This window comes from Streptomyces sp. CB02980 (assembly GCF_014451325.2).
Taxonomy (GTDB): Bacteria; Actinomycetota; Actinomycetes; order Streptomycetales; family Streptomycetaceae; genus Streptomyces.
The window spans coordinates 84,255-109,167 of sequence record NZ_JACSCH020000014.1 but is presented as its reverse complement, the minus strand read 5'-3'; the positions used below and the strand labels follow the sequence as shown (position 1 = coordinate 109,167).

The following is a 24,913-nucleotide window of genomic DNA, read 5'->3' as shown; positions in this document are numbered from 1 at the left end:
TTCCGAGCGGGTGGTGGTGAAGGGGGTGGTGGTGAGGGGGCGGGTTCGGCGGGTGTCGGGTCAGGTTCCGTCGCGGACCGTGCGGCGCTGGAGCAGGACGGCGGCGACGATGATCGCGCCCTTGGCGATCTGCTGGACGTCGCTCTGCAGGTTGTTGAGCGCGAAGATGTTGGTGATGGTCGTGAAGACGAGGACGCCGAGGACGGAGCCGACGATGGTGCCCCGGCCGCCGCTGAGGAGGGTGCCGCCGATGATGGCGGCGGCGATGGCGTCGAGCTCGTACAGATTGCCGTTGGTGTTCTGGCCGGAGCCGGCGAGCACGACGAGCAGGAAGGCGGCGATGCCGCAGCACAGTCCGGAGAGCAGGTAGAGGAAGAGCCGCTGGCGGCGGACGTCGATGCCGGCGAGGCGGGCGGCCTCCGGGTTGCCGCCGACGGCGATGGTGCGGCGGCCGAAGGTGGTCCGGTTGAGGAGCAGCCAGCCGGCGCCGGTGACGGCCGCGAAGACGAGGACGAGCGGCGGGATGCCGAGGACGTAGGCGTCGGGGAGGCCGAGGTCGAGGACGGACGGGACGGTGACGATCTGCGTCTTGCCGTCGGTGATCTGGAGGGCGAGGCCGCGGGCCGAGGCCAGCATGGCGAGGGTCGCGATGAACGGGACCATGCCGCCGTACGCGACGAGGACGCCGTTCACGAGACCGCAGCCGAGTCCGACCGCGACGGCCGTGAAGAGGATGCCGGCGAAGCCGAACTCCTGGGTGGCGAGGGTCGTGGCCCATACGGAGGCGAGGGCGACGATCGCGCCGACGGAGAGGTCGATGCCGCCGCTGGTGATGACGAAGGTCATGCCGACGGTGACGACGCCGATCACGGAGGCCTGCGTCAGGACGAGTTGGAGGTTGGAGGTGGCGAGGAACTCGGCGGGCCGGGTGACTCCGCCGACGACGATGAGTGCGGCGAGCACGCCGAGCAGCGACAGGTTGCGGACGTCGGCCCTGAGGCCGAGTGTGCGCCAACGGCCCTCCCGGGGCGGCGCCTTGGCCGGGGTGGTGAGCGTCATACCGCAGGGCTCCCTTCCATCACGAGGTCGAGTACGCGGTGTTCGTCGAGGTCACGGGCGGGCGCCTGGTGGACGACCCGTCCCTCGCGGAGGACCAGGACGCGGTCGGCGAGGCCGAGGACCTCGGGGACCTCGCTGGAGACGAGGAGGACGGCGAGGCCGTCGTCGGCGAGCCCCCGGATGACCGCGTACAGCTCGGCGCGGGCGCCGACGTCGACGCCCCGGGTGGGTTCGTCGAGGAGGAGGACGCGGCAGCCCCGGAGGAGCCAGCGGGCGAGGACGGCCTTCTGCTGGTTGCCGCCGGAGAGGGTGCGGACCGGGGCGTCCGGGAGATCGGGGCGCAGCGACAGGGTGCGGGTGGCGGTCCTGGCGGTCTCGCGTTCGGTGGCGCGGTCGATCCAGCCGGCCCGGGAGAAGCGGGCGAGGGAGGAGACGGAGACGTTGCGGGTGACGGATTCGAGGAGGAGCAGTCCCTGCGCCTTGCGTTCCTCGGGGGCGAGGCCGAGTCCGGCGGCGACGGCGGCGGGGACGCTGCCGGGGCGCAGGGGCCGTCCGTCGACGGTCACCCGGCCCGCGGTGGGCTTCCGCGCTCCGTAGACGGTCTCCAGGATCTCGGAGCGGCCGGAGCCGACGAGCCCGGCGAGGCCGACGATCTCGCCGGGGCGGAGTTCGAGGTCGAGGGCCTCGAACTCCCCTTTCCTGGCAAGTCCTTGGACTCGGAGGACGGGTTCGCCCGTGGGTGGGCGGGCGGGGCGTTCGGGGAAGACGTAGGGGACGTCCCGGCCGGTCATGAGGGCGACGACCTCACGGGTCGGGGTGGTCGCGGCGGGCAGTCCGCGGGCGACGGCCCGGCCGTCCTTGAGGACGGTGACGCGGTCGCCGATGCGGCGGATCTCCTCCAGGCGGTGGGAGATGTAGACGACGGCGACGCCGTCGGCGGTGAGGTCCGCGACGATCCGGAAGAGGTTGGCGACCTCGTCGGGGTCGAGGGCGGCGGACGGTTCGTCCATGACGATGAGACGGACGTCGTGGGAGAGGGCGCGGGCCATGGAGACGATCTGCCGCTGGGCGGCGGAGAGTTCGCCGACGCGGCGGGCCGGGTCGATCTCGGGGTGGCCGAGGCGTTTCAGGAGGGCGGCGGTGGTCTCCCGCGCGTCGCGGGTGCGGACGAATCCGGCGGTGGTGGGTTCGTGGCCGAGGTGGACGTTCTCGGCGACGGAGAGGCCTTCGACGAGGTCGAGTTCCTGGTAGATGGTGGCGATGCCGAGGCGGACGGCGGCGCTCGGGGAGCGGAGCCGTACGGGTGCGCCGTTCCAGGTGATCCGGCCCTCGTCGGGCTGGTGGGCGCCGGCGAGGACCTTGATGAGGGTGGACTTGCCGGCACCGTTCTGGCCCAGGAGGCAGTGGACCTCGCCGGGCGCGACCTCCAGGTCCACGCCGTCGAGGGCGCGGACGCCGGGGAAGGACTTGGTGATTCCGGACATGGTGAGGAGGGACGGGGGGTGTTCGGGCATGGCGGAGATCCCCTCGGCGAGTGCGGGTGGCCGTCCGGCGGGGTGCGGGTGGGCTGGGGCGCGTGGGGGTGCGGGGCGTTGCGGCGGGTGCGGGTGCGGGTGCGGGTGCGCCGGGGCGCGTGGGCGTGCGGGGGGTGCGGGTGCGCCGGGGCTCGTGCGGGTGCGGGGCGGGCGGCGGGTGCGGGGCGGGCGGCGGGTGCGGGCCGGTGGGGGTTGGTGCCCACCCGTTCCGCCCTTGCAGAACGTATGCCCACGAACCCCGTTACGCCGGGGAGAAGAGGTGGTCGCTGATGAGGCGGGCCGCGCCTGTGACGCCGGCCGTCTGACCCAGTTCGCCCAGGACGATGGGCAGGTTGCCGGTGGCCAGGGGCAGGGACTGCCGGTAGACCTGGGTGCGGACGCTGGCGAGGAGGTTGTGACCGAGGCCGGTGACACCGCCTCCGATCACCACCAGACCGGGGTTGAAGAAGCTGACGAGTCCGGCGATGACCTGCCCGACCCGGTTTCCGCCCTCACGGATGAGGGCGAGTGAGGTGGCGTCTCCGGCGGCGGCGGCCGCCGCGACGTCGACGGCGGTGAGCCGGCCGGCCGCCGCGAGCCGGTCGGCCAGCTCCTCCGACCTGCCGCCGCGCGCCGCGTCCTCGGCGTCGCGGGCCAGGGCGGCGCCGCTGAAGTGGGCCTCCAGGCAGCCGTTGTTGCCGCAGGCGCAGGGGCGGCCGTCGGGTTCGACCTGGATGTGTCCGATGTCGCCCGCGCTGCCCGTCGTACCGCGGTAGACCTCTCCGCCGACGACGATGCCGCAGCCGATACCGGTGCCGATCTTGACGCAGAGGAAGTCGCCGACCGAGCGGGCGACGCCGGCGTGCTGCTCCCCCATGGCCATGAGGTTCACGTCGTTGTCGACCATGACGGGGCAGCCGAGCTCCTGGCTGAGTGCCTCCCGTACGGGGAAGCCGTCCCAGCCGGGCATGATCGGCGGTGCGACGGGGACTCCCTCGGGGAAGCGGACGGGGCCGGGGACGCCGATGCCGGCGCCGTCGAAGCCCTCCGCGAGCCCGGTGGAACGGAGCTTCGCCGCCATCGACAGGGCCTGTTCGAAGACGGCGACGGGGCCCTCGCGGACGTCCATGGGGTGGTTGAGGTGCCCGAGCACCTCCAACTCGGCGTTGGTGACGGCGACATCGATGGAGGTGGCGCCGATGTCGATGCCGAGGAAGCGGAGTTCGGGCGCGAGCCGGATGTTGTGCGAGCGACGGCCGCCCCGGGAGGCGGCGAAACCGTCGGCGACGACGAGACCGGTCTCCAGGAGCCGGTCGACCTCGACGGCGAGCTTGGAGCGGGAGAGATCGATCTGATCTCCCAGCTGTGCACGGGAGTTGGGTCCTCCGTCACGCAACAGCCTGAGGAGTCGCGCCTGATGCCGGTTGGCAGGTCGTGCCGTCATGCGTCTCACGCGCCCCTCCCTCTCGTACGTACCCGCTCGTCTTCGTGCTTTCGAGGGGAACGTAGCAGCGGCGTACCGGAGTGGGAAGAAGTTGCGCATGAATCCGCCCCGACTTTTTCCCGGTTGGGGACAAAGGCGGGGTCGGGGGCGGGAGAAGGGTCAGCGGACCTCGACCAGGCGGGCCGAGACCACCACGTTGCCCGCGTAGCCGTTCTCCTCGGTGAACGTGCCGCCGCAGGTGATCAGGCGCAGCTCGGGCACGCCGGCGTCGCCGTAGACCCGCTCGGCGGGGAAGCCCTCCTTGGGGACGACCTCGACTCCGTACGTGGCGAAGACGGCGGTCCGGCCGTCGCGGCGGGCGATCTCCACGCGGTGTCCCTTGCGGAGGGCGCCGAGGTCGTAGAAGACGGCCCGGCCGCCGGGGACGTCGACATGCCCGACGACGACGGCGGTGCCTCGCTCGCCTGGAGTGACCGCGCCGGTGAACCAGCCCGCGAGCCTGTTCTCCTCGGGCGGCGGGGCCTCGATCCAGCCGTCGGCGTCGAGCCCGACCTTGGTGATCGGCGCGTCTATCCGGACGGCCGGGACGCGGACCCGGAGCGGGGTCGAAGGGGGCAGCGGATCGGGTACGGAGGTGGGGACGAGCGCGGCTTCGGCGCGGGCGCCGTCGGCTGCGGCGGCGGAGAGCGGCTGAGGGGGGCCGTCGGCCCGGATCTCGTCCGTACCGCCGCGCACGAGGTGGACGCCGACGAGGAGGACGACGGCGACGAGCCCCCACGCGCCGTGCCGCCCCACACCGTCGGCCCGCGCCGCGCCACCCGACCGTCCCGTCACGCCCGGCCGTCCCGTCACGCCCGGCCGTCCCGTCGCGAGGTCCGTCCGACGTGTCGCGGTGCCCGACCGTCCCGGCACGCCCGACCGTCCCGGCGCGTCCGACCGTCCCGGCGCGTCCGACCGTCTCTTCGTGTCCGTCCCGTCACGTCCGACCGCCCCACGCCCGCCCTCCTCCTCGCGCCGTGAGCGCGCCGACCGCACACCGTCCGCGTCGACTTCGCGCCGACTTCACGCGTCGTCCCGCCCGCCGCTCGCGTCCTTGATCGCGTGCCCGCCGGCGCCCGCGCACGGGCGGCCGCCGGTTGTGGCGCCCCTCCGTCCCGGATCTCGTCACACCGGGGCGGAGGGGCCGTTTCAGGCCCTGGTCCCGGCCGTCAGGCGCGGCCGTCGGTGGCACGGCGGCGGGTCAGGACGACGGCGGCGCCGAGCGCCCCGACGATGAGCAGCACACCCGTGACCACCTCGGCGACGCCGAGGCCGTCGGTGTCCGCGCCGGAGGTGGCGGCGGTGCCGTAGCCGGCCTTCACGCCCTTGTGCGCTGCGGGCGGCGGGCTCTCGTCGTGCCCGGTGGTGTTCCCGCCGGTGGTGCCCTGGGCGATGCTGAGGGTGGTGGTGCCGCGCTCGCCCTTGCAGTCGAAGGTGATCTCGTACTGGGCGCCGGTCTTGGCGTCGACGTCCACGGTGGCGTTGCCCGATCGGCCCTCGTTGAGGGTCACGGTGTCGAACACCCCGGAGGTGACGGTCACCGACGGCACTTCGCAGCCGTCGGACTTCAGCGTCACGGTGCCGCCGGGGGCGACGGTCGCGGGGCTGACGGAGAAGCCGAACGACGTGGTGTTGTTGTCGTCCTCGCCCGCCAGGGCGACCGGCGCGACCGTGAGCACCACGGCGGCGGCGCTCAGCAGGGCGGCGGAAGCGGCACGTATCGCGCGCATGACGGTCCTCCAGATCACGGGAGGGATCCGTCACGGAGCGATTCCGTGCCCGGAATACGACGACCCTCACCGCGATCGAAGCTAGGTCCGTCACCGGCGCGCCGCCACCGGGCTCCGCCGAACGGGGCACGGCGGACGGACCTGAGCGCCGTCCTGCGGTACCCGGGGTGCGGACCGGAACGTACCGTGCTGCGGCACCCGGACGCGGACCCGGACCCGGACGTGCCGTGCTACGGCACTACGGCACTACGGCACTACGGCACTACGGCACTACGGCACCCGGACGACCTGGCCCGCGTACGACAGGTTGCCGCCGAAGCCGAAGAGGAGGACCGGGGCGCCGGAGGCGAGTTCGCCGCGTTCGACGAGCTTGGCGAGGGCCAGCGGGATGGAGGCGGCCGAGGTGTTGCCGGAGTCGACGACATCGCGGGCGACGATCGCGTTGACGGCGCCGATCTTCGCGGCGAGCGGTTCGATGATCCGCAGGTTGGCCTGGTGCAGGACGACGCCCGCGAGCTCCTCGGGGCCGATGCCGGACCGCTCGCAGGCCTGCCGGGCGAGGGCGGGCAGCTGCTGGGTGGCCCAGCGGTAGACGCTCTGGCCCTCCTGCGCGAAGCGGGGCGGGGTGCCCTCGATCCGGACGGCGTGGCCCATCTCCGGGACCGAGCCCCACAGGACCGGGCCGATGCCGCGCACGGCCCCCGGCGCCTCGTCGTCCACGGCCTCGACGATCGCGGCGCCCGCGCCGTCGCCGACGAGGACGCAGGTGGTGCGGTCGGTCCAGTCGGCCACGTCGCTCATCTTGTCGGCGCCGATCACCAGCGCGCGTCGGGACCCACCGGCCCGTACGGCGTGGTCGGCGGTGGCCAGGGCGTGGGTGAACCCGGCGCAGACCACGTTGAGGTCCATGGTGGCCGGCGAGGTCATGCCGAGGCGGGCGGCGACGCGGGCGGCCGTGTTGGGCGAGCGGTCGATGGCCGTGGAGGTCGCGACGAGGACGAGGTCGATGTCGTCGGGGGTGAGTCCGGCGGTGGCCAGGGCCTTGCCCGCCGCGTGCGCGGCGAGCTCGTCGACGGGTTCGTCGGGCCCCCCGATGTGCCGGGTGCGGATACCGACCCGGCTGGTGATCCACGCGTCGTCGGTGTCGACCAACTCCGCGAGGTCATGGTTGGTGAGCACCTTGGCGGGCTGGTAGTGCCCGAGCGCGGCAATGCGAGTGCCCGTCATCCCGGGACCCCCTCGGTGGTTCGATCGTCCGGCAGGATTCCCCAGTCTTGCCAGCGACTCATGGGTAACAGGTAACGTAAACCACCAAGATTCACCCGTACCCCTTGGCCGACCGTGACAAGGACCCGGGCGCCCCACGGGCCCCACGGCATCGCGCGGGGCCGTGGGCGGGGTCAGTTCTTCGGCGGGTCGATCATCTGCAGGGCGAGAGTGGCCGGGGGCGGGGCGATGCCGGGGCCGCCCGCGGCCGTCCAGGCGAGGATGTCGTCGAGGGAGTCCTGGTCGAGGGTGAAGGCGACCCAGGCGGCCCGGCCGCCGCGCCGCCGGCCCTCGGTGGAGGGCTGGACGACGACGATGTTGGCCTGGGCGCAGGGGCCGAGGCAGTCGCTCGTACGGACGGCGAGCCGGCCGCCGGAGGCCGCGGCGGCCTCGCGGAGGCGGGCGAGCTGTCCGGCGTGGTCGGTGCCGGGGTTCTTGCGGGCGTCGCCGCAGCAGCAGCCGCGGCAGACGACGAGGGAGCAGGGGCGGGCCCCGTAACGTATCGGGACCGGGGTCACGCGCGGCCGTCCGGGGCGGTCGCGGAGGCGCGGCCGTCCGGGGTTGTCGCGGAGGCGGGGGCTTCCAGGGTGATCTCGGCGACGGGGGCGACCGTGCCGAGGCGCGGGAAGTCGAGGTCGACGGAGGCGCGGTGTTCGTCGGCGGTGAGCGCGCTCATGGCGTCCTCGGCGAACACCAGGTCGTAACCGAGGTCGCCGGCCGCGCGGGCGGTGGACTCGACACCGAGGTTGGTGGCGATGCCGCCGAGGACCAGGGTGGTGGCGCCGAACCCGGTGAGGAGTTCGTGGAGTCCGGTGTCCTGGAAGCCGCCGATGGTGCGCTTGACGACGACGGGCTCGCCGTCCCGGACGAGGTCGGCGACGAGTTCGCTGCCGGGCGGCTGGGCTTCGACGTTCGGCCGTTCGACCCGGATGTGGACGACGGGCGCGTCGGCGGCCCGGAAGGTGTCGGCGAGCCGGGCGGCGGCCGCGAGGACGTCGGTGCCGGGGCGGGGCGCGAGGGGCAGCGCGACGATGCGTTCCATGAGGTCGACGAGGACGAGCGCGGTGCGGCCGGAATCGAGTGCGGGCATGGGAGAACCGTAGCGGTCGCGATGATCACCCTGGGGTGGTCGTGGGTGTGATCCGGCCTACGGAGGGAGCCACGGAGGGAGCCACCGCGGTCCCCTCCGTCTCGGGATCCCCCTCCGCGTCACGGGCGCGGCGCTTGGCGATCACCGCGCACACCATCAGCTGCATCTGGTGGAAGAGCATCAGCGGGAGGACGGCAAGCGCGGCCTGGGGGCCGAAGAGGACGCTCGCCATCGGCAGTCCCGCCGCCAGGCTCTTCTTCGAACCGGCGAACTGGATCGCGATGCGGTCCGCCCGGCCGAAGCCGAGGCGCCCGGCCCCGTACCAGGTCAGGGCCAGCATCGCCGTGAGCAGGACGGCCTCGACGGCGAGCAGCAGGCCGAGCCGGGCCGGGGTCACCAGGTGCCAGATGCCGGCGACCATGCCCTGGCTGAAGGCGGTGTAGACGACGAGGAGTATCGAGCCCCGGTCGACGTGTCCGAGCACCTTCTTGTGGCGGACCAGGAAGCCGCCGACCCAGCGGCGCAGGAATTGTCCGGCGAGGAACGGTACGAGGAGCTGGAGCACGATCTTCATGAGCGCGTCGGCGGAGAGGCCGCCCGCGCTGTTGCCGAGGAGCAGTGCCGCGAGCAGCGGGGTGAGGACGATGCCGGCGAGGGAGGAGAAGGAGCCCGCGCAGATCGCGGCGGGGACGTTGCCGCGGGCGATCGATGTGAAGGCGATGGAGGACTGGATGGTGGACGGCACGAGGCAGAGGAAGAGGAGGCCGCTGTAGAGCTGGGGGGTGAGCACGCTGGGGACGAGGCCGCGGGCGGCGAGTCCGAGGAGCGGGAAGAGCAGGAAGGTGCTGCCGAGGACGGTGAGGTGGAGCCGCCAGTGCTTGAGGCCGTCGAGGGCCTCGCGGGTGGAGAGCCGGGCCCCGTAGAGGAAGAAGAGGAGGGCCACGGCTCCGGTGGTCGCGCCTTCCGCGACGTGGGCGGCGCCGCCGGACGCGGGGAGGAGCGCGGCGAGGCCGACCGTGCCGAGCAGCGCCAGGATGTACCCGTCGACGGGCAGCCAGGACGGCAGCCGGAGCGTGCGGCGCGGTGTGCCGGGGCGGCTGCGGCGCGGGGTGGGGGCGGGCGTACGGGCGGTCATGGGCTCCACTGCTCTGTGCTTGGCGAGGGGGTGTCTCGCGCCTTTCCATCCTGGCCCAGGGCTCGGTGATCGGGAATCCCGTACAGGGCACTTACTGTCATCGCGTTTCGCGATGATCACGGCCCACAGGCGTTACGGTCGTCCTGTGTACGAGCCCACCCATCTCCGCACCTTCCTCGCCGTGGCCCAGACGCTGAGCTTCACCCGGGCCGCGGACCGTCTCGGGCTGCGGCAGTCGACCGTCAGCCAGCATGTGCGGCGCCTGGAGGAGGCGACGGGCCGGCCGCTGTTCACCCGGGACACCCATCGGGTGGCGCTGACCGAGGACGGGGAGGCGATGCTCGGTTTCGCGCGGACGATCCTCCAGGCGCACGAGCGGGCGGCGGCGTACTTCGGCGGGACGCGGCTGCGCGGGCGGCTGCGTTTCGGGGCGTCGGAGGACTTCGTGACGACCCGGCTGCCGGAGATCCTGGAGTCGTTCCGGCGGGACCACCCGGAGGTCGACCTGGAGCTGACGGTCGAGCTGTCCGGCACGCTCCAGGCGCGGCTCGCCGCGGGCCGGCTGGATCTGATCCTGGCCAAGCGGCGCGGTGGGGAGAGCGAGGGGCGGCTCGTGTGGGAGGACGCCCTGATCTGGATCGGGGCGCCGGGGCTTCGGCTGGATCCCGACCGTCCGGTCCCGCTCATCCTGTACCCGCCGCCGGGGATCACCCGGGCGCGGGCCCTTGAGGTGCTGGAGGCGCAGGGCCGGGCGTGGCGGATCGCCTGTACGAGTTCCAGCCTGAGCGCGAACGTGGCGGCGGCCCGTGCGGGGCTGGGCGTGATGGCGCACACGCGGGGTCTGGTGCCGACGGGTCTGGTGCCGGTGGCGGGGCTTCCGGAGCTCGGCGACGTCGGCTTCGTGCTGCGTGCGGGGCGCCGGGGCGGGGCGGTGCAGGAGGCTGCGGACGCGCTGGCGGAGGCGATCCTGGCGGGCGGCGACCGGCTGCACCGGCCGGGCTGACCGGGTCCTGAGCGGCCCTGTGCCCGCCCGGTCCGGCCTCGCGGGCACGGGAGCGGGCCCTGCGCGCGTCGGCGCTGCCGCGGGGCGACCGGGCGCGTGCGGGCCCCGCCCGGCCGGCCTCGCGCGTGCAGGTGCGGTGCCTCGGCGGGTGGCGGTCCGTGAGCGGCCCGTACAGATTCCGTGGAGATTCCCGCCCGGTGGACGTACCGAGCGGTCGGTAACGCCCCCGCAGCACCCGAGACTTGACTCTGCCACCCAGCCTGACCTGTGCGAACACGGAATGTCCCGGCTTGGTGAAGGCCCTCCCGCCGGGCAGTCGGGTGGGGTACCGTCACCCGCGCTGTACGGAGCGCTACAACGAGCTTTTCCAGCCATCGAGCCGTCGAGGAGCAGGTCAGTGCGCGAGTTCACCGTGCCGCCCGTCGAGGCGGCGCCTCAGGTCGGCGGTCTGGCGGACGCCGTGTTCGAGCGTGCCCTGACGGAGCCGGACCGGATCACGTTCGGCCGGAAGGGTCCGGACGGCGAGTGGCGGGACGTGACGGCCGCGCGGTTCCGGGACGAGGTCCTCGGCCTGGCGAAGGGGCTGATCGCGGAGGGTGTGCGGTTCGGCGACCGGGTCGCCGTCATGGCCCGCACCCGCTACGAGTGGACGCTCTTCGACTTCGCGCTGTGGACGCTCGGCGCGCAGCCCGTGCCGATCTATCCGACGTCCTCCGCCGAGCAGGTCTTCTGGATGCTGCACGACTCCGAGGTCACGGCCTGCGTGGTGGAGCACGAGGACCACGCGATGACGATCGGCTCGGTGATCGACCGGTTGCCCCGGCTCCAGCGCCTGTGGCAGCTGGACGCGGGCGCGGTGGCCGAGCTGACGGCCGCCGGGGCGGACATCGACGAGGACGTCGTGCACCGGCACCGGCGGGCGGTGACCCCGGAGACGGTGGCGACGGTCATCTACACGTCGGGGACGACCGGCCGCCCCAAGGGCTGTGTGATCACCCATTCCAACTTCATGTTCGAGACGGACATGCTGGTGGGCCGCTGGGAGTCGGTGTTCCGTTCCCGGCCGGGCGAGGAGGCGTCGACGCTGCTGTTCCTGCCGCTCGCGCACGTCTTCGGGCGGATGGTGGAGGTGGCGGCGGTCCGGACCGGGGTGAAGCTGGGGCACCAGCCGGTGATGGCGGCGGCGGAGCTGATCCCGGACCTCGCCGCCTTCCGGCCGAGTTTCGTCCTGGCCGTTCCGTACGTCTTCGAGAAGGTCTTCAACGCGGCTCGGCGCAAGGCGGAGCGGGAGGGGAAGACGGGCCCGTTCGACAAGGCCGTGGAGGTGGCGGTCGCGTACGCGGAGGCACTGGAGCACAAGGCCTTCGGTACCGGCCCGGGGCCCTCGGCGGCGCTGCGTGTGCAGCACCAGTTCTTCGAGAGGACGGTGTACGCGAAGGTCCGCGCGGCCCTCGGCGGACGGCTCCGGCACGCGATGTCGGGCGGTTCCGCGATGAACCGCCGGCAGGGGCTGTTCTTCGCGGGTGCGGGGGTCACGGTCTTCGAGGGGTACGGCCTGACGGAGTCCTCGGCGGCCGCGACCGCGAACCCGCCGGAGCGGACGCGGTACGGCACGGTGGGGCAGCCGGTCCCGGGGACGACGGTGCACATCGCGGAGGACGGCGAGGTGTGGCTGCACGGCGGCCAGGTCTTCTCCGGCTATCTCAACGCCCCCGAGGCGACCGCCGCCGTCCTCAACGACGGCTGGCTGGCCACCGGGGACCTCGGCTCCCTCGACGAGGAGGGCTATCTGACGATCACCGGGCGCAAGAAGGAGATCCTGGTGACCTCGGGCGGCAAGAGCGTCGCGCCGACGGGCCTCGAGGAGCGGGTGCGGGCGCATCCGCTGATCGCCCAGTGCATCGTCGTCGGCAACGACCGGCCGTACATCGCCGCGCTCGTGACCATCGACCAGGAGGCGGTGGAGCACTGGCTCGCGATGCAGGGGCGGGCGCCGCTCGCGCCGGCGGAGCTCGTACGCGATCCGTCCCTGGAGACGGAGATCCGGCGGGGGGTGGTGGCGGCGAACACGCTGGTCTCGCAGGCCGAGTCCATCCGCACCTTCAGGATCCTGGCGCATCCGTTCAGCGAGGAGCACGGGCTGCTGACCCCGTCCCTGAAGCTGAAGCGGAAGGCGATCGAGCGGGCGTACGCGGCGGAGGTCGCGGCGCTGTACGGCTGAGCCGTGCCCGGGAAGGCGACGCCGGGGAAGGCGACGCGACGCCCGGGAAGGCAACGCGACGCCCGGGAAGGCAACGCGAGGCCGGGGAAAGCAACGGGACACCGTGAGCGGAATGCGAGACTCCCCCGGATCGTTGAAGGGGGAGCAGTAAGGCAAGCCCCGCGACAACGTAAGGATCCCCTCCACGTGAGCACGGACAGCAAGGTTCCCTCGGTCACCCTGAACAACGGCGTGCGGATGCCGCAGCTGGGCTTCGGTGTCTGGCAGGTGCCGGACGACGAGGCCGCGGCGGCCGTGGCGACGGCCCTGGAGGCCGGCTATCGCTCGATCGACACCGCCGCGATCTACGGCAACGAGGAGGGCACGGGCCGTGCCGTCGCCGCGTCCGGGATCGCCCGCGAGGACCTGTTCGTCACCACCAAGCTCTGGAACAGCGAGCAGGGCTTCGACTCGACGCTGAAGGCCTTCGACGCCTCGCTCGACAAGCTGGGCCTCGACTACGTCGACCTGTACCTGATCCACTGGCCGGCCCCCCCGAAGGACGCGTACGTCGACACCTACCGCGCGTTCGAGAAGATCTACGCGGACGGGCGCGCCAAGGCGATCGGCGTCTCGAACTTCCTCCCCGAGCACCTGGAGCGGCTGATCGGCGAGACGTCGGTCGTGCCCGCCGTCAACCAGATCGAGCTCCACCCGCAGCTCTCCCAGCAGGCCTCGCGCGAGGCGCACGCCCGGCACGGCATCGCGACCGAGGCGTGGTCGCCGCTCGGCTCGGGCAAGGGGCTCCTGGACGTGCCGGCGATCGTGGCGATCGGCCGCAAGCACGGACGGACCCCGGCCCAGGTCGTGCTGCGCTGGCACCTCCAGCTGGGGAACGTGGTGATCCCGAAGTCGGTCACCCCGTCCCGTATCCGGGAGAACATCGACGTCTTCGGCTTCGAGCTGGACGCCGAGGACCTGGCGGCGATCGCCGCCCTCGACGAGAACCGCCGACTGGGCCCGAACCCGGCGGAGTTCGGCGCCTGACGGGTCGCGTGACGCCCCTGACGGGTGTCGCGTGACACCGGTCGCCCGCCGGCGGTCGCGTGATGACGACGGCGCCGAGGTCCACCCGGACCTCGGCGCCGTTGTCGTACCCCCGGCATAGAGTCGACGGCGGACCGTGAAGCAGTGGGGCGAGCGGCGAGCGAGGGAGTCGATTCGGTGAGTGGTGGTTCTCCGGTGCCCGTGGAGGAGGGCCTCTACCGGGTGCGGAACGTGGCCAGCGGGCTGCTCCTCGAGGTGTACGAGGGGTCGAGCCGCAGCGGTGCCAATGTGCAGCAGGGCACCGAGAACGGCACGCCGGGACAGCACTGGCACATCACCTCCGTGCCGAACGGCGGCGGGCTCTACCACCTGGTCAACGCGGCCAGCGGCAAGCGGCTCGACGTCGCCAACGCCTCCACGGAGAACGGCGCCAACATCCAGCAGTGGAAGGCGAACAACTTCGGCGCGCAGGAGTGGATCATCGAGCAGGACCTCCAGTCGCCGGGGACGGTCGCCCTGGTGAGCTTCATCAGCGGGCTGTTCCTGGAGGTCGCCGACGGCTCGAAGGAGGACGGCGGCGACGTACGGCAGTGGGAGGACACCGACTCCCCGTTCCAGTGGTGGCGGTTGGAACCGGTGTCCTGACCCGCCGGAGTACGGCCTGCGGGCGCGGCGGTCCTCAGCCCTTGCGAGCGGTGTGGACCGTGCGGGCCGCGAGGTAGAACAGGTCCGTGCGGTGGTGGAGCGACATGTCGTCGGCAGGGTCGAGGAGCCGGTCGAGCATCGCGCGGTCGTCCGCGTCGAGCCGCTCGCCGAAACCGTCCCGGACCCGGCCGAAGTGGGTGAGGGCCAGCTCTCGTACGACCGGGGACACCGGCGCGGGAACGTCGGTGAGGAAGGTTCGGGTGCCGGCGGGGGTGAGGCCCGCGTCGGCGAGCAGGGCCCGCCAGTCGTCCGGCTCGTCCTTGTGCCCGGGGGTCTCGGCGCGCATCTCGGCGAACCGGTCCGCGTTGGCGGCGTCGAGGCGCGCCTCCAGGCCCGGCCGGCCGAAGCCGATGTGCCAGGGCAGGTGCCGACCGGGCAGCCCGCCCTCGACGAGGACCATCAGGCCGCCGGGGTTGAGCAGGCCCGCGAACTCGACGAGCGCGGCCCGCTGGTCGCCGATGTGGTGCAGGGAGTTGCCCGCCCAGATCACGTCGGCCTTCCCCAGCTCGGCGATGCCTGCCGGGAGTTCGGCGTGGAGGGTGGAGACCCGGGCGCCGAGGCCGCGTTCCCCGGCGCGTTCACGGGCGCGGGCGAGCAGTTCGGGGCTGCCGTCGACGGCGACCGCCCCGGCCGCCGGGAAGGCCTCGGCGAGGACGCCGGTGATGACACCGGGACCGCTGCCGATGTCGAGGACCCGGCGGACGCCCTGCACGGGGGTGAGCGTGCCGAGCCAGGCGGCGGCGTCCGCGTAGGCGGCGCTCTCGATCTCCGCCTGCCGCTCCAGGAGCGGGGCGATCGCGTTCCAGTCGAGAGGGGCGCCGTCGTGGTGGGAACCGTGGCTGTGCTTGTGCCCCGAGGTCTGCGGGTCTCCGGGAGTGTGCTGGTGGCCGTGCCCGTCGCCGTGCGAGTGGCCGTGGTGCGTTGCGGTGTGCTGGCTCATGGGTCCAGCGTGCGTCGAGTCGGCCGCGAGCGCGAGAAGTGTTGCCGTTCCGGCAAGAAAATCGATCCTATGTTGCTCGTATCGTCATACTCGGCGGCTCACGGTCCGGCTCGTCATGCCCGCGGCTCGGCATGCCACGGGCCGGGTCATGGCCGTAGCTCGGCATGCCCCGGGCCACGCCATGCCGCGCGCCGCGCCACGCCATCGCGCCGCGCCGCGTCATGCCCCGGCGCGGTGCTCCTGCGGGCTGACGCCCCTCACCCGCTTGAACGCGGCGCTCAGGGCGAAGGCGCCGCTGTAGCCGACCTGCCGGGCGACGGACTCGACGGTGGCGTCGCTCTCTCGCAGCAGATCGGCGGCGAGGGCGAGCCGCCAGTCGGTGAGGTACGCCATCGGGGGCTCGCCGACGAGTTCGGTGAAGCGGCGGGCGAGCGCGGCCCGCGACACGCCCGCCTTCGCGGCGAGCGAGGCGACGGTCCAGGGATGGGCGGGGTCGTCCTGGAGCAGCCGCAGGGCGCGGCCGACGACCGGGTCGCCCATGGCCCGGTACCAGGCGGGGGCCTCGGCGCCCGGCCGGGAGAACCAGGCGCGGACGCCGGAGATGAGCAGCAGGTCGAGGACCCGGTCGAGGACGACGGTCTGGCCGGGTTCGTCGCGGGCGATCTCCTCGCCGAGGAAGGGCATGAGGGGGCAGTTCCACGCGTCGGCGGGCAGGTGGAGCAGCGCCGGCAGGGCGTCGAGCAACCGGCGGCCGACCTCGCCGTCCATCCGGTACGTGCCGACGAGGACCGTGGTGCCGCCGTCGGGCGTGTTGCCCCAGGTGCGGACGCCGAGCCGCATGCGGTCGGCGAGCGGCTCCCCGCTGAGGGTGGTGCAGACGCCGTCCGGCCCGATCACGGCGCTGGGCGGGGCGTCGGGGGCGTGGGCGACGGTGTACGGCTCGGGGCCCCGGACGATGGCGATGTCCCCGGGCCGCAGCACCACGGGCTCGCCGGTGTCGGGAACGACCCAGGCCTCGCCCTCGGTCACGCACATCACGCAGATCGGGGCGGCGTCCTCGATGCGCACCGACCACGGCGGCTCCATGACCATGCGGAGCAGGAAGGCGCCCCTGGCGCGGGGTCCGTCGAGGAGTCCGGCGAGTGCGTCCATGGGTCAACAGGGTAGGCGGGACGGTGAGACGGAGACATAGGGGTGTGAGACGGCGGAGCATGGGCGGCGGGCGCCGTGGGCGGGAGTCTTGACCCATGACGAAGCAGACGGACAACACGCGGAACGAGCAGGGCACGAACGAGCGGAGCGCGAACGAGCGGAGCGCGAACGGGCAGAGCGCGAACGGTGAGAGCGCGAACGGTGAGAGCGCGAACGGTGAGAGCGCGAACGGTGAGAGCGCGACCGTCCTGGTGACGAGCGCCACCGGCAAGACCGGGCGCCGCGTGGCCGAGCGGCTCACGGCGCGCGGGGTGACCGTGCGCGCCGGGTCCCGCTCCGGCTCGACGCCCTTCGACTGGGAGGCCCCCGAGACCTGGGGCCCGGCGCTGCGCGGCGCGGACGCCGCGTACGTGGCCTACTACCCGGATCTCGCGGCGCCCGGCGGGGTCCAGGCGATGGAGACCTTCGGCCGGCTGGCCGCGGAGCACGGCGTGCGGCGGCTGACGGTGCTGTCCGGGCGCGGGGAGCCGGAGGCGGTCGTGGCGGAGGAGGCCCTGCGCGCGGCGGCCGTCGGAGTGGAACTGACCGTCGTACGGGCCGCGTTCTTCGCGCAGAACTTCTCCGAGGGGCTGCTCGCGGAGGGGGTCGCGGAGGGCGTGGTCGTCTTCCCGGCGGGTGACACGGCGGAGCCGTTCATCGACGTGGACGACCTCGCGGACGTGGTGGTCGAGACCCTGACGACGGAGGGTCACGCGGGGCGGGTGCACGAGCTGACGGGGCCCCGTCCGATCGGCTTCGCGGAGGTGGCGGCGGAGATCTCGCGCGCCTCGGGGCGTCCGGTGGTCTACCAGCCCGTGTCCCGGTCCGAGTACGCCGGGATGCTCACCGGGTTCGGGCTTCCGGCCCCGGAGGCCGGATGGCTCGCGGCCCTGTTCGCGACGCTCCTCGACGGCCACAACGCCTCGGTGACGGACGGTGTGAAGCGGGTGCTGGGCCGCGAGCCGCGCTCCTTCGGCGCGTTCGCGGACGCGACCTGGGCCGGCGAGGAGGCCTGAGCCCCCGGTCCGCGGGTGCCGCCTCAGTCCTGCCGGACGAAGCAGGCGAGCCGGTACCGGGGATCGGCACGGGGACGGTCCTGGTCCGGGAGTGCGTCGAGGGCGGTGGCGAGCGTCTCGACGACCGCCGCGTCACCGGGGAACCAGGAGGCGAAGTACCCGGCGCGCAGCTTCCGTACGGTGTCGCGCGGGCTGCCGCCCTGGCCGTGTCCCGTGAAGTGGGTGCCGGGGGCGGGTACGAGGCCGTGGGCGGCGGCGTACCGGGTGATGAGGTCGGCCCGGTCGGAGGCCGCCCCGGCCGAGCGGTACGGTCGGAGGATCGTGTCGATGTCGCTGCCGACGTCGTGGGCGGCGTCCTTGTCGACGGTGGCGACCAGGACGCCGCCGGGGCGCAGGACGCGGGCGGCCTCGGCGACGATCTCCGCGGCGAAGGGGACGAGGTGCAGCAGCCAGACGGCGCTGACCGCGTCCAGGGAGGCCTCGGAGAGCGGCAGTCGCCGGGCGTCGGCGCGGACGACCCGGCCGGGTGCGCGTCCGTCGGCGACCCGCAGCATGGCGTGGGCGGCGTCGGCCCCGTAGACGCGCAGTCCCGGCCGGGCGAGCCGTTCGGTGACGAGGCCGGTGCCGCAGGCCAGGTCGAGCAGGCTCCGGGCGCCGGGCGGCACGAGGCTCAGGACGGCCTCGGCCGCGGCGCCGGCCCGGGGCACCCCGCCCCGGGTCCGGTCGTAGTGCGCCGCTTCGGTCTCGTAGTCGAGCAGGGTCTCCGCCATGCCGACGATCGTACGAGGGGAGTGACCGTACGAAGGGCGGGAGGCGGGTGACCGTACGAAGGGGCGAGTGGCGGGTGACCGTACGTCAGGCGGCGCCGTGGCCCGGGGCGATCCCCTCCACCCGCTCGGCGAGCCCGAAGTCCTTCTCGGTGACGGCGCCACCGGCGGAGTGGGTGTTCACGGACAGGGCGACGGTGTTGTAGCCGAGGGTCAGATCCGAGTGGTGGTCGAGCTCCTGCTGGATCCTGGCCACATGGACGACGAACGCGGTCGCCGCGAAGTGGTCGCCGAGCCGGTACTCGCGGGTGAGCCGGTCTTCCTCGACGGACCAGCCGGGGAGCTCCCGCAGTCGGTCCTCGATCTCCTTCTGCGACAGCGGCTGTGTGGGCACGGCGGTGCTCCCTCCGGTCGGGTGGTGCGGGTGACGGACAGGGGTCCCGGGGGGAAACTACCCGGGTCCCCCTCTGGGATACCGTCTGGCCATGACAACGGTCGTGAACGACACGGGAGTGGGACCGCTGCTGCGCGGCTGGCGTGAGCAGCGGCGGCTGAGCCAGCTGGAGCTTGCGCTGCGCGCGGACTCCTCGGCTCGGCACATCTCGTTCGTCGAGACGGGTCGCTCCCGGCCGAGCGAGGAGATGGTCCTGAGGCTGGCCGAGCACCTGGAGGTGCCGGTCCGCGAGCGGAACGCGCTGCTGCTGGCCGCCGGGTACGCGCCCCGGTACGCGGAGTCGCCGCTCGACGCCCCGCGCCTGGAGACGCTGCGGGCGGGCATCGAGCAGCTGTTGCAGGGGTACGAGCCGTATCCGGCGCTCGTGGTGGACGGCTCGTACACGGTGGTGGCGGCGAACCGGGGCATCGGGTTGCTGCTGGACGGGCTGCCGGAGCATCTGCTGACGCCGCCGCTGAACGCGATGCGGATCACCCTGCACCCGGAGGGGCTCGCGCCCCGGATCAGGAACCTGCCGGAGTGGCGCGGGCATCTGCTGCACCAGATGGAGCGTCAGATCGGTCTGGCCCGTTCGGAGTCGTTGCGGGCGCTGTACGCGGAGGTGACGGCGTATCCGCCGCCGCCGGGCGCGGACGACGGGGACGGGGCCGGCGCCCCGGGTCCTGAGGAGGTGTACCCGTACTTCGCGCTGCCGTTGCGGATCGAGCACGACGGGCGGGTGCTGTCGTTCGTGTCGTCGATCTCGACGTTCAACACCCCGCTGGACGTGACGGTCGCCGAGCTGGCCATCGAGACGTTCCTCCCGGCCGACCCGGCGACGGTCGCGTACCTCCAGTCCCTGCCGCCGTTCAGCGGCTAGCGGCGACGGCCCGGAGCGCCGCCCACTGCGCGAGGGCGAAGCCGCCGACGGTGGCCGCCTGCAGGGGCGTCCACACCAGGCCGGCGGTGGTCGGCTCCAGCCAGGCGACGAGGGCGACGATGCTGAGGACGGCCCAGACCGCGTTGATGTCGACGACGAGCTTCACGCCGAGCGCCGGGGGCTGCGGGCGGCTCGCGAGCCAGGCGACGCCGGCGGCGTACACGGCGAGCAGGACACCCAGTTCGAGCAGGAGGCCGGCGTCGATGCCGAGGAACTCCCCGAGCGGGCCGGAGGCGACGGCGTAGGCGATCCCGTTCGCCCCGGTGACGACGGCGTCGAGGGCGAGGAACCGGCGCACCGCGGACTGCGGACGGGTGGTGCGGGCAAGACCGGCGAGCAGGGCCTGGGACATGGCGGATCACCCTCCATGGGGGACGTTCGCGCTGATGGTGGACCCGGAGCCCGAGCGGAGTGCGCCGCCCGGGTTCCGGTGTCCCCGAGCATGCCGGGCGGCTCGGCGGGGGTCGATTACGTGGGAGGTAATGCGCCCCCTCCCCCGGTCGTTGGCAGTTCGGAACGTCTGCGTCGGGGCGCGGCAACCCCCAGTCCGGTGAAGGTTGTTGGCCGGCGAGGGTCGCCGGCCCTGCACGACGGGTGATGCGTGCGGGCGGGGGTGCGCGGGTGTCGTTCTGCCGGTTGCGGAACGGTGTGTCACCGGGCCCCGGGCGTGAGTATTGTTCGCGCCGGGGTGGCCGGGAGTGGTCTCCCCGGAGGGGGAGAGACACATGGCGTGGAACAGGGAACGGGCCCGCATGGTGGCCACCGGGGACGATCACGCGGTGACGCCCGCGGAGCTTTTCTTCGATCTGGTGTTCGTGTACGCGATCACGCAGGTCACCGCCCTGATGGCGGCCGCGCCCTCGCCGGTGCGGATGGTCGGCGCGATGGTCGTGCTCGCGCTGCTGTGGTGGTGCTGGTGCTGCTTCGCCTGGTTGGGGAACGTCGTACGGGCCGACTCCGGCGCTCTGTTCGGGGTCCTCGTCACGGTCATGGCCGTCGTCCTGATCGTGTCGCTCGCCGTCCCGGATGTGTTCGCGGACCAGCCGGGCGGGCTGTCCGTGCCGCTGGTGTTCGTGCTCTGTTACGGCGCGGTGCGGGTCCTGCACCTGGCCTCGTACTGGATCTCCAGCCCCGGCGACCCCGTCCTGCGCGCCACCCTGCGCCGTACGGCCCTGACGTCCGTCGTCCCGCCGCTGGTGCTGCTCCTGATCGGCAGCTCGTACAGCGGCCGGGTGCAACTCCTGCTGTGGCTGGGGGCGGTGGCCGTCGACTACCTCGGCATCTTCGTCACCGGCGCGACCGGCTGGCGGGTCAACTCCCCCGGGCACTTCTCCGAGCGGCACGGCCTGATCGTGATCATCGCGCTCGGCGAGTCCATCGTCGCGATGGGCGTCGGCGTCTCCGGCTTCCCTCTCACCTTCGCCGTGCTCGGCGCCTCGGCGGCCGGGCTGCTGCTCTCGGCCGGGCTGTGGCGGCTGTACTTCCGGCAGCTCGGCGAGGCGGCCGAGCACCGGCTCGCCGGTCTCGACGGCGACGACCGCACCCGGTTCGCGCGGGACGTGTACACGTTCCTGCACCTGCCGCTGGTCGCGGGCGTCGTGCTCACCGCGCTCGGCATGAAGAAGGTCCTCCAACAGGTAGCCGACACCGGGCACTACGGCCTCGCGGAGCCCCTCCACGGGGTCGTCGCCTGGTCGTTGACCGGGGGCGTCGGCGTGTATCTGCTGGGCGCGGCCGCGATCGTGCTGCGCACCACGGGCCGGCGGCCGACGGCCCTCGCCCTGGGCGGCGTGTGCTGCCTCGCTGCGGGCCCGCTCGTGGCCCTCGTCCCGGCCCTGGTGGCGCTCGTGTCCCTCGCCACGGTGGCGGCGGCCCTGGTGTGGCTGCACGGCCGGCGCCGGGCGGCGCAGCCGTTCGAGGCCGTCGAGGCGGCCTGAGAGAGGGAGGGGCGGCGGATGCGGTACGTGGGGTCCGGGCGGTCCCCGTACGGGCGCCGCGCGAAGGCGAGGAGCCGGTCGGCGGCGCGGCGCGGGAGGGGCGGGCGAGGAGGGGTGCCGGCGGTGGCCTCGGATCCCCGCACCGCCCCCCGCTCCTCGCCGGACGCGGGTCCGGCGGACCGATCGGGGCTGGTGTTCCGGTCGGTCGAGGTCATCGGAACACCCTCGTACGCCCGGACGCCGGTACGCACATCGGATTGCGCCGTGGCCCGCGTCGGGGCGTGACGGAGGGTCAGCGGAGGCGTTCGTCCCGGTACGCGGGCGGCTCGGGTGCCGGGTCCGTGGCGGGCTCGGCCGCCGGGGCGGCGGGCTCGGGCGCCCGGCGTTCGGGGCGCTGGGCCCGGGAGGCCTCGGCGCGCAGCAGGGCCTGGAGAACGGCGAACGGGTCGACGGGCATGGCGAAGCTCCTCGTGGTGCGGGGGTGATGTCGGGGGCTGCGGAGGGGCGTGGGCCTCTCAGCAGCGCATCACCACGCACCGGAGCGCGTCGCCGCGCGGGCCGGGGACGGGGGCGTCGGCCGGGGTGCGGCGTCGGTCCCGGGCGCCGTACGGGAGGCGGCGCCGGACCGGGCGGATGCCCGTCCGGTGCCGGCGGGAGCGGCCGGGCAGTCCGGCCTCGGTGCCGGCCGGGTCGTGGGTCTCGCCGCTCGGGTCGGACGCCGGGGAGGCGGCGGCGGGCCGGAGTTCGGCCCCGCCGGTGAGCGTGCCGGCGGCCCCGGTGCCGATCAGCGCGGCGAGGACGAGGAGCAGCACGGCCCAGAGGCGCCGGTCGGGGGCCGGGCAACGGCCTCGACAGGCCGCACGTACGCACCCCGCACGCGCGCACCCCGGCCTCGCGCACCCCGGCCTCGCGCGCGCCGGTTCGCCCGCCGGGGTGGCGGGCGGCGCGGTGGTCGGCTCGGGCGCGGGGCTCACGGAGATCCGTACTGCCCCGCCGGGGTCCCGACACGCGTGTCCGGCCCGAGATCCGCCCGAGCGGCCTACGGGTGGGGACCGTGATTCACCGGTTCACCGCACGGGCGGCGAGCACCCCGGTCACGACCGGGTCGTCCCCTCTCCCACGGCCGCGCGCCGGCTGCGGGCCGGCGTGCTCGCGTACGCGAGCACGCCCCCGCAGAGGAACAGCAGGCCCTGGTGGTCGGCCGCGTAGCCGGAGCCCGCGACGTCCGCATCAGCGGTTCTCGTCCTGCGCGATCGGCTCGTCAACCGGCTCGTCAACCGGAAGGGTTGATTCCGATCCGTCCGTGGACGGCGAGATCTCCAGCGGGACCTGCGGACCCGAGCACTCCCGCAGCCAGCGCCGCAGCACCCGGTGCACCTGCTCCGCGCCGACCAGCTCCTCCCCCGCGCCGACCGGTGGCGACAGCTCCGGCGGCGAGAGGAGGAAGGGATACGACTGCTCGCCGCCGAGGCCGCCGTGCGAGCCGATCTGCTCCTCGAAGGCGTGCACGGTGCCCGTCGCCGGGTCGTACATCGAGTTGACCATGATGTCCGCGACGTGCGGGAAACCGTCCGTACGCCGCACCGCCCGCGCCGCGCCCCGGCCGAAGACGGCGAGCGGTCCCCCGTCGTCGAGGTTCGCGACCGGCACCTCCACCCCGTCGCGGGCGAGCACCACCGAGCCGTGCTCGGCGCTCGCCACCAGGACGAAGCCGACGCCCGGATGGTGGGCGAGGGTGCGGAGCAGGGCCGGGTGGCGCCGGTCGATCTCCTCCCGGGTCATCCGGCGCGGCACGTCGGGGAACGAGATGAGACCGAGGTTTCCGGAGGCGAGGACGAGCGGCTCGGAGAGCCGGGCGGGCAGCTCCTTCGCGGTCTCGCCGGTCTCGTCCACCGGCCGGTGCAGCGCGAGACGCAGCGCGTCCCTGGCCGCGTCCCGCGCCTCCGAACCTCCCCCGGACTCCGTCCGGGGGTGCCCCCTGCGCACCCGGCGCGGCAGCGGAAGCCCGCACCCGGCCCTGACCAGGTCCTTGAGCGTCAGCCCGTACGCGCCCTCGAAGGTCTCGCCGGGACTCTGCCCGTGGTCCGAGAGCAGCACGATCCGGTAGGGGCGGGGGGCGTGCTCGGCGACGGTGGCGATCAGCGCGATCGAGCGGTCGAGGCGGCGCAGGACCTGGTCGGTGTCCCGGCCGTGCGGGCCGGAGTGGTGGGCCACCTCGTCGTAGGCGACGAGGTCGGCGTAGACGGCGGTCCGCCCGGCGAGCATGTCCCCCATCACGGCCGAGACGACGACGTCCCGTTCCACGACCGTCGCGAAGGCGCGCACGAAGGGGTACGTGCCGCCGCGCGAGACCCGCGGGGTCTCGCGGCGCAGCAGCGCGCGGGTCGACTGGAACACCTCGCGGCCGCACTCGGCGACCAGCGATCCGGCGGTACGGACGGCGTTGGCCGGGTCGGAGAAGTACGCGAAGTAGCCGGCGCGCGAGCGGTTGCGCGGGCCGCGCCTGGCGGCCATCGACAGGACGAGCGCGAGCTGGTCGGCGCCGCCGCTGAACAGGTTGCCGCGCGAGGCCCCGTCGACGGTGAGCAGGCCGCCGTCCCCGGTGCGGCGCACGGCCCGGCGCTGGAGCTCCACGGCACTGGCCGGGCGGTTCGACACCATGAGCCGGCCGGTGTCCTTCTCGTACCAGCGGAAGGCGGGCACGTCCTCGTTGGAGCCGTGCAGGATGCCGAGCTGGCTCGCGCCGGTCTGGCTCGACCAGTCGGTGCGCCACGGGGTGAGCCGGTGGCCCGCGTCGATCCAGGACGCCACGGTCGGCATGAGCCCGTCGGCCACGGCGCCGCGCAGGACGTGGTGGCCGACGCCGTCGAGCTGGAGGAAGACCGTCCCGGGCACCTGCTCGGGCGCGCCGTCCGACGCGCGGGGCCGGGTGCGGCCGGTGAGCCGGTAGAGCCGGCGCCGGTAGGCATCGTCGTCGCGGACGGCGAGGGCGGTGGAGGTGGCGGAGGCGACGGCGGACATGACGGCGGCGACCACGACGGCGGTCTCGGGGTTGGCGGCGCCGCGCCCGTCGGGGATCAGCCAGAGCGCGACGAGCAGCATCGAACCGTTGAGGAAGAACACGAGCAGACCGAGCACGAGCGCGGGGACGAGCAGCAGGCCCCGCACGATCACCGGCCACACGAGCGCGCCGAGCAGACCGAACGCGCCGGCCGCGGCGGCGGCGGTGAGCGCCGTCCTCGTGAAGGTGTCGCCGTCGGCGGACTGCAGCTCGAAGTCGGGGAGCAGCCCGGCGAGGATCAGCATCGTGAGCGTCGACACCGCCCACACCACGATCACCCGCCCCAGCGCCCTGCCCGCGGACCGCCAGCGCTCGGCGCCACCCCATCGCCCGTCACCCACGCCCGCTACACCTTTCACCCGTTTCCTGCCTCAAGCGTGGCACAACGCCCACGGT

24 protein-coding genes are annotated in these 24,913 nt (G+C 73.8%); 7 read left to right on the top strand and 17 right to left on the bottom strand.

Features of this window, described 5'->3' with window-relative positions; genetic code table 11:
* Window positions 1-60: 60 nt before the first annotated feature.
* From E0F75_RS26980 to E0F75_RS26940, 9 genes are all read right to left on the bottom strand, one after another.
* Entirely contained in the window at window positions 61-1,059 is a 999-nt protein-coding gene (locus E0F75_RS26980) for an ABC transporter permease (protein ID WP_229313497.1), read from the bottom strand.
* The gene (locus E0F75_RS26975; protein WP_229313495.1) at window positions 1,056-2,573 is read right to left on the bottom strand and encodes a sugar ABC transporter ATP-binding protein; all 1,518 of its coding nucleotides are present in this window, start codon (window positions 2,571-2,573) and stop codon (window positions 1,056-1,058) included. Before E0F75_RS26975 ends, E0F75_RS26980 begins: the two co-directional genes overlap by 4 nt.
* 262 nt (window positions 2,574-2,835) lie before the next feature.
* Window positions 2,836-4,017: an ROK family transcriptional regulator gene (locus E0F75_RS26970; protein WP_229313684.1), complete on the bottom strand. Its 1,182-nt coding sequence runs from the start codon at window positions 4,015-4,017 to the stop codon at window positions 2,836-2,838.
* A gap of 159 nt (window positions 4,018-4,176) precedes the next feature.
* Window positions 4,177-4,851 carry a class F sortase gene (locus tag E0F75_RS26965; RefSeq protein ID WP_229313493.1) on the bottom strand — a complete coding sequence of 225 codons (675 nt, stop codon included), beginning with the start codon at window positions 4,849-4,851 and terminating at the stop codon, window positions 4,177-4,179.
* A 374-nt stretch (window positions 4,852-5,225) separates the two neighbouring features.
* On the bottom strand, window positions 5,226-5,786 hold the full coding sequence (locus tag E0F75_RS26960) for a hypothetical protein (RefSeq protein WP_229313491.1): 561 nt from the start codon (window positions 5,784-5,786) through the stop codon (window positions 5,226-5,228).
* A gap of 270 nt (window positions 5,787-6,056) precedes the next feature.
* Window positions 6,057-7,013, bottom strand: coding sequence for a beta-ketoacyl-ACP synthase III (locus E0F75_RS26955; RefSeq protein ID WP_229313489.1), 957 nt, complete (start codon window positions 7,011-7,013; stop codon window positions 6,057-6,059).
* 173 nt (window positions 7,014-7,186) lie between these two features.
* Window positions 7,187-7,570, bottom strand: a complete 384-nt coding sequence (locus tag E0F75_RS26950) for a hypothetical protein (RefSeq protein WP_030320224.1) — start codon at window positions 7,568-7,570, stop codon at window positions 7,187-7,189.
* A complete protein-coding gene (locus E0F75_RS26945) occupies window positions 7,567-8,142 on the bottom strand; it encodes an isochorismatase family protein (protein WP_229313487.1) in 576 nt (191 codons plus the stop codon). The genes E0F75_RS26950 and E0F75_RS26945 overlap by 4 nt, the downstream gene beginning before the upstream one ends.
* Window positions 8,143-8,167: 25 nt before the next feature.
* A complete protein-coding gene (locus E0F75_RS26940; protein WP_229313485.1) occupies window positions 8,168-9,277 on the bottom strand; it encodes a bile acid:sodium symporter family protein in 1,110 nt (369 codons plus the stop codon).
* A gap of 145 nt (window positions 9,278-9,422) precedes the next feature.
* On the opposite strand from E0F75_RS26940, the gene E0F75_RS26935 reads away from it, so the two are divergent.
* The 4 genes from E0F75_RS26935 to E0F75_RS26920 all read left to right on the top strand — a co-directional run bounded on the left by E0F75_RS26935 (window position 9,423) and on the right by E0F75_RS26920 (window position 14,172).
* A complete protein-coding gene (locus E0F75_RS26935) occupies window positions 9,423-10,280 on the top strand; it encodes a LysR family transcriptional regulator (RefSeq protein WP_229313483.1) in 858 nt (285 codons plus the stop codon).
* Window positions 10,281-10,677: 397 nt separating this feature from the next.
* Window positions 10,678-12,501: a long-chain fatty acid--CoA ligase gene (locus tag E0F75_RS26930; protein WP_229313481.1), complete on the top strand. Its 1,824-nt coding sequence runs from the start codon at window positions 10,678-10,680 to the stop codon at window positions 12,499-12,501.
* Window positions 12,502-12,738: 237 nt separating this feature from the next.
* Window positions 12,739-13,527, top strand: coding sequence for an aldo/keto reductase (locus E0F75_RS26925; RefSeq protein WP_229313683.1), 789 nt, complete (start codon window positions 12,739-12,741; stop codon window positions 13,525-13,527).
* 177 nt (window positions 13,528-13,704) lie between these two features.
* Window positions 13,705-14,172, top strand: a complete 468-nt coding sequence (locus E0F75_RS26920) for an RICIN domain-containing protein (RefSeq protein WP_229313479.1) — start codon at window positions 13,705-13,707, stop codon at window positions 14,170-14,172.
* A gap of 34 nt (window positions 14,173-14,206) precedes the next feature.
* Here the strand turns inward: E0F75_RS26920 and E0F75_RS26915 are convergent, their stop codons facing one another.
* Both E0F75_RS26915 and E0F75_RS26910 read right to left on the bottom strand, forming a co-directional pair.
* Window positions 14,207-15,172, bottom strand: a complete 966-nt coding sequence (locus tag E0F75_RS26915) for a trans-aconitate 2-methyltransferase (RefSeq protein WP_229313477.1) — start codon at window positions 15,170-15,172, stop codon at window positions 14,207-14,209.
* 219 nt (window positions 15,173-15,391) lie between these two features.
* Window positions 15,392-16,324, bottom strand: coding sequence for an AraC family transcriptional regulator (locus E0F75_RS26910; protein ID WP_229313475.1), 933 nt, complete (start codon window positions 16,322-16,324; stop codon window positions 15,392-15,394).
* Window positions 16,325-16,419: 95 nt separating this feature from the next.
* On the opposite strand from E0F75_RS26910, the gene E0F75_RS26905 reads away from it, so the two are divergent.
* Complete coding sequence (locus E0F75_RS26905; protein WP_229313473.1) at window positions 16,420-17,379, top strand: NmrA family transcriptional regulator; 960 nt, start codon at window positions 16,420-16,422, stop codon at window positions 17,377-17,379.
* Between the two features lie 23 nt (window positions 17,380-17,402).
* Here the strand turns inward: E0F75_RS26905 and E0F75_RS26900 are convergent, their stop codons facing one another.
* Together E0F75_RS26900 and E0F75_RS26895 are read right to left on the bottom strand one after the other, a co-directional pair.
* On the bottom strand, window positions 17,403-18,149 hold the full coding sequence (locus E0F75_RS26900; RefSeq protein WP_229313471.1) for a class I SAM-dependent methyltransferase: 747 nt from the start codon (window positions 18,147-18,149) through the stop codon (window positions 17,403-17,405).
* Window positions 18,150-18,234: 85 nt separating this feature from the next.
* Window positions 18,235-18,540 (bottom strand): 4a-hydroxytetrahydrobiopterin dehydratase, encoded by a 306-nt coding sequence (locus E0F75_RS26895; protein ID WP_229313469.1) that lies wholly within the window; start codon window positions 18,538-18,540, stop codon window positions 18,235-18,237.
* A 91-nt stretch (window positions 18,541-18,631) separates the two neighbouring features.
* Here E0F75_RS26895 and E0F75_RS26890 point away from each other — a divergent pair, with 91 nt between their 5' ends.
* Window positions 18,632-19,459 carry a helix-turn-helix domain-containing protein gene (locus E0F75_RS26890; protein ID WP_229313467.1) on the top strand — a complete coding sequence of 276 codons (828 nt, stop codon included), beginning with the start codon at window positions 18,632-18,634 and terminating at the stop codon, window positions 19,457-19,459.
* Here the strand turns inward: E0F75_RS26890 and E0F75_RS26885 are convergent.
* On the bottom strand, window positions 19,449-19,871 hold the full coding sequence (locus tag E0F75_RS26885; protein ID WP_229313465.1) for a hypothetical protein: 423 nt from the start codon (window positions 19,869-19,871) through the stop codon (window positions 19,449-19,451). The genes E0F75_RS26890 and E0F75_RS26885 overlap by 11 nt on opposite strands.
* Before the next feature lie 373 nt (window positions 19,872-20,244).
* On the opposite strand from E0F75_RS26885, the gene E0F75_RS26880 reads away from it, so the two are divergent.
* A complete protein-coding gene (locus E0F75_RS26880) occupies window positions 20,245-21,456 on the top strand; it encodes a low temperature requirement protein A (RefSeq protein WP_229313463.1) in 1,212 nt (403 codons plus the stop codon).
* Window positions 21,457-21,748: 292 nt separating this feature from the next.
* On the opposite strand, the gene E0F75_RS26875 is transcribed toward E0F75_RS26880, so the two are convergent.
* The 3 genes from E0F75_RS26875 to E0F75_RS26865 form a co-directional block, all read right to left on the bottom strand.
* A complete protein-coding gene (locus E0F75_RS26875) occupies window positions 21,749-21,913 on the bottom strand; it encodes a hypothetical protein (RefSeq protein ID WP_229313697.1) in 165 nt (54 codons plus the stop codon).
* A gap of 58 nt (window positions 21,914-21,971) precedes the next feature.
* Window positions 21,972-22,268 carry a hypothetical protein gene (locus E0F75_RS26870; RefSeq protein WP_229313461.1) on the bottom strand — a complete coding sequence of 99 codons (297 nt, stop codon included), beginning with the start codon at window positions 22,266-22,268 and terminating at the stop codon, window positions 21,972-21,974.
* Window positions 22,269-22,686: 418 nt separating this feature from the next.
* Window positions 22,687-24,858, bottom strand: a complete 2,172-nt coding sequence (locus tag E0F75_RS26865; protein WP_229313459.1) for a phage holin family protein — start codon at window positions 24,856-24,858, stop codon at window positions 22,687-22,689.
* Window positions 24,859-24,913 lie beyond the last annotated feature (55 nt).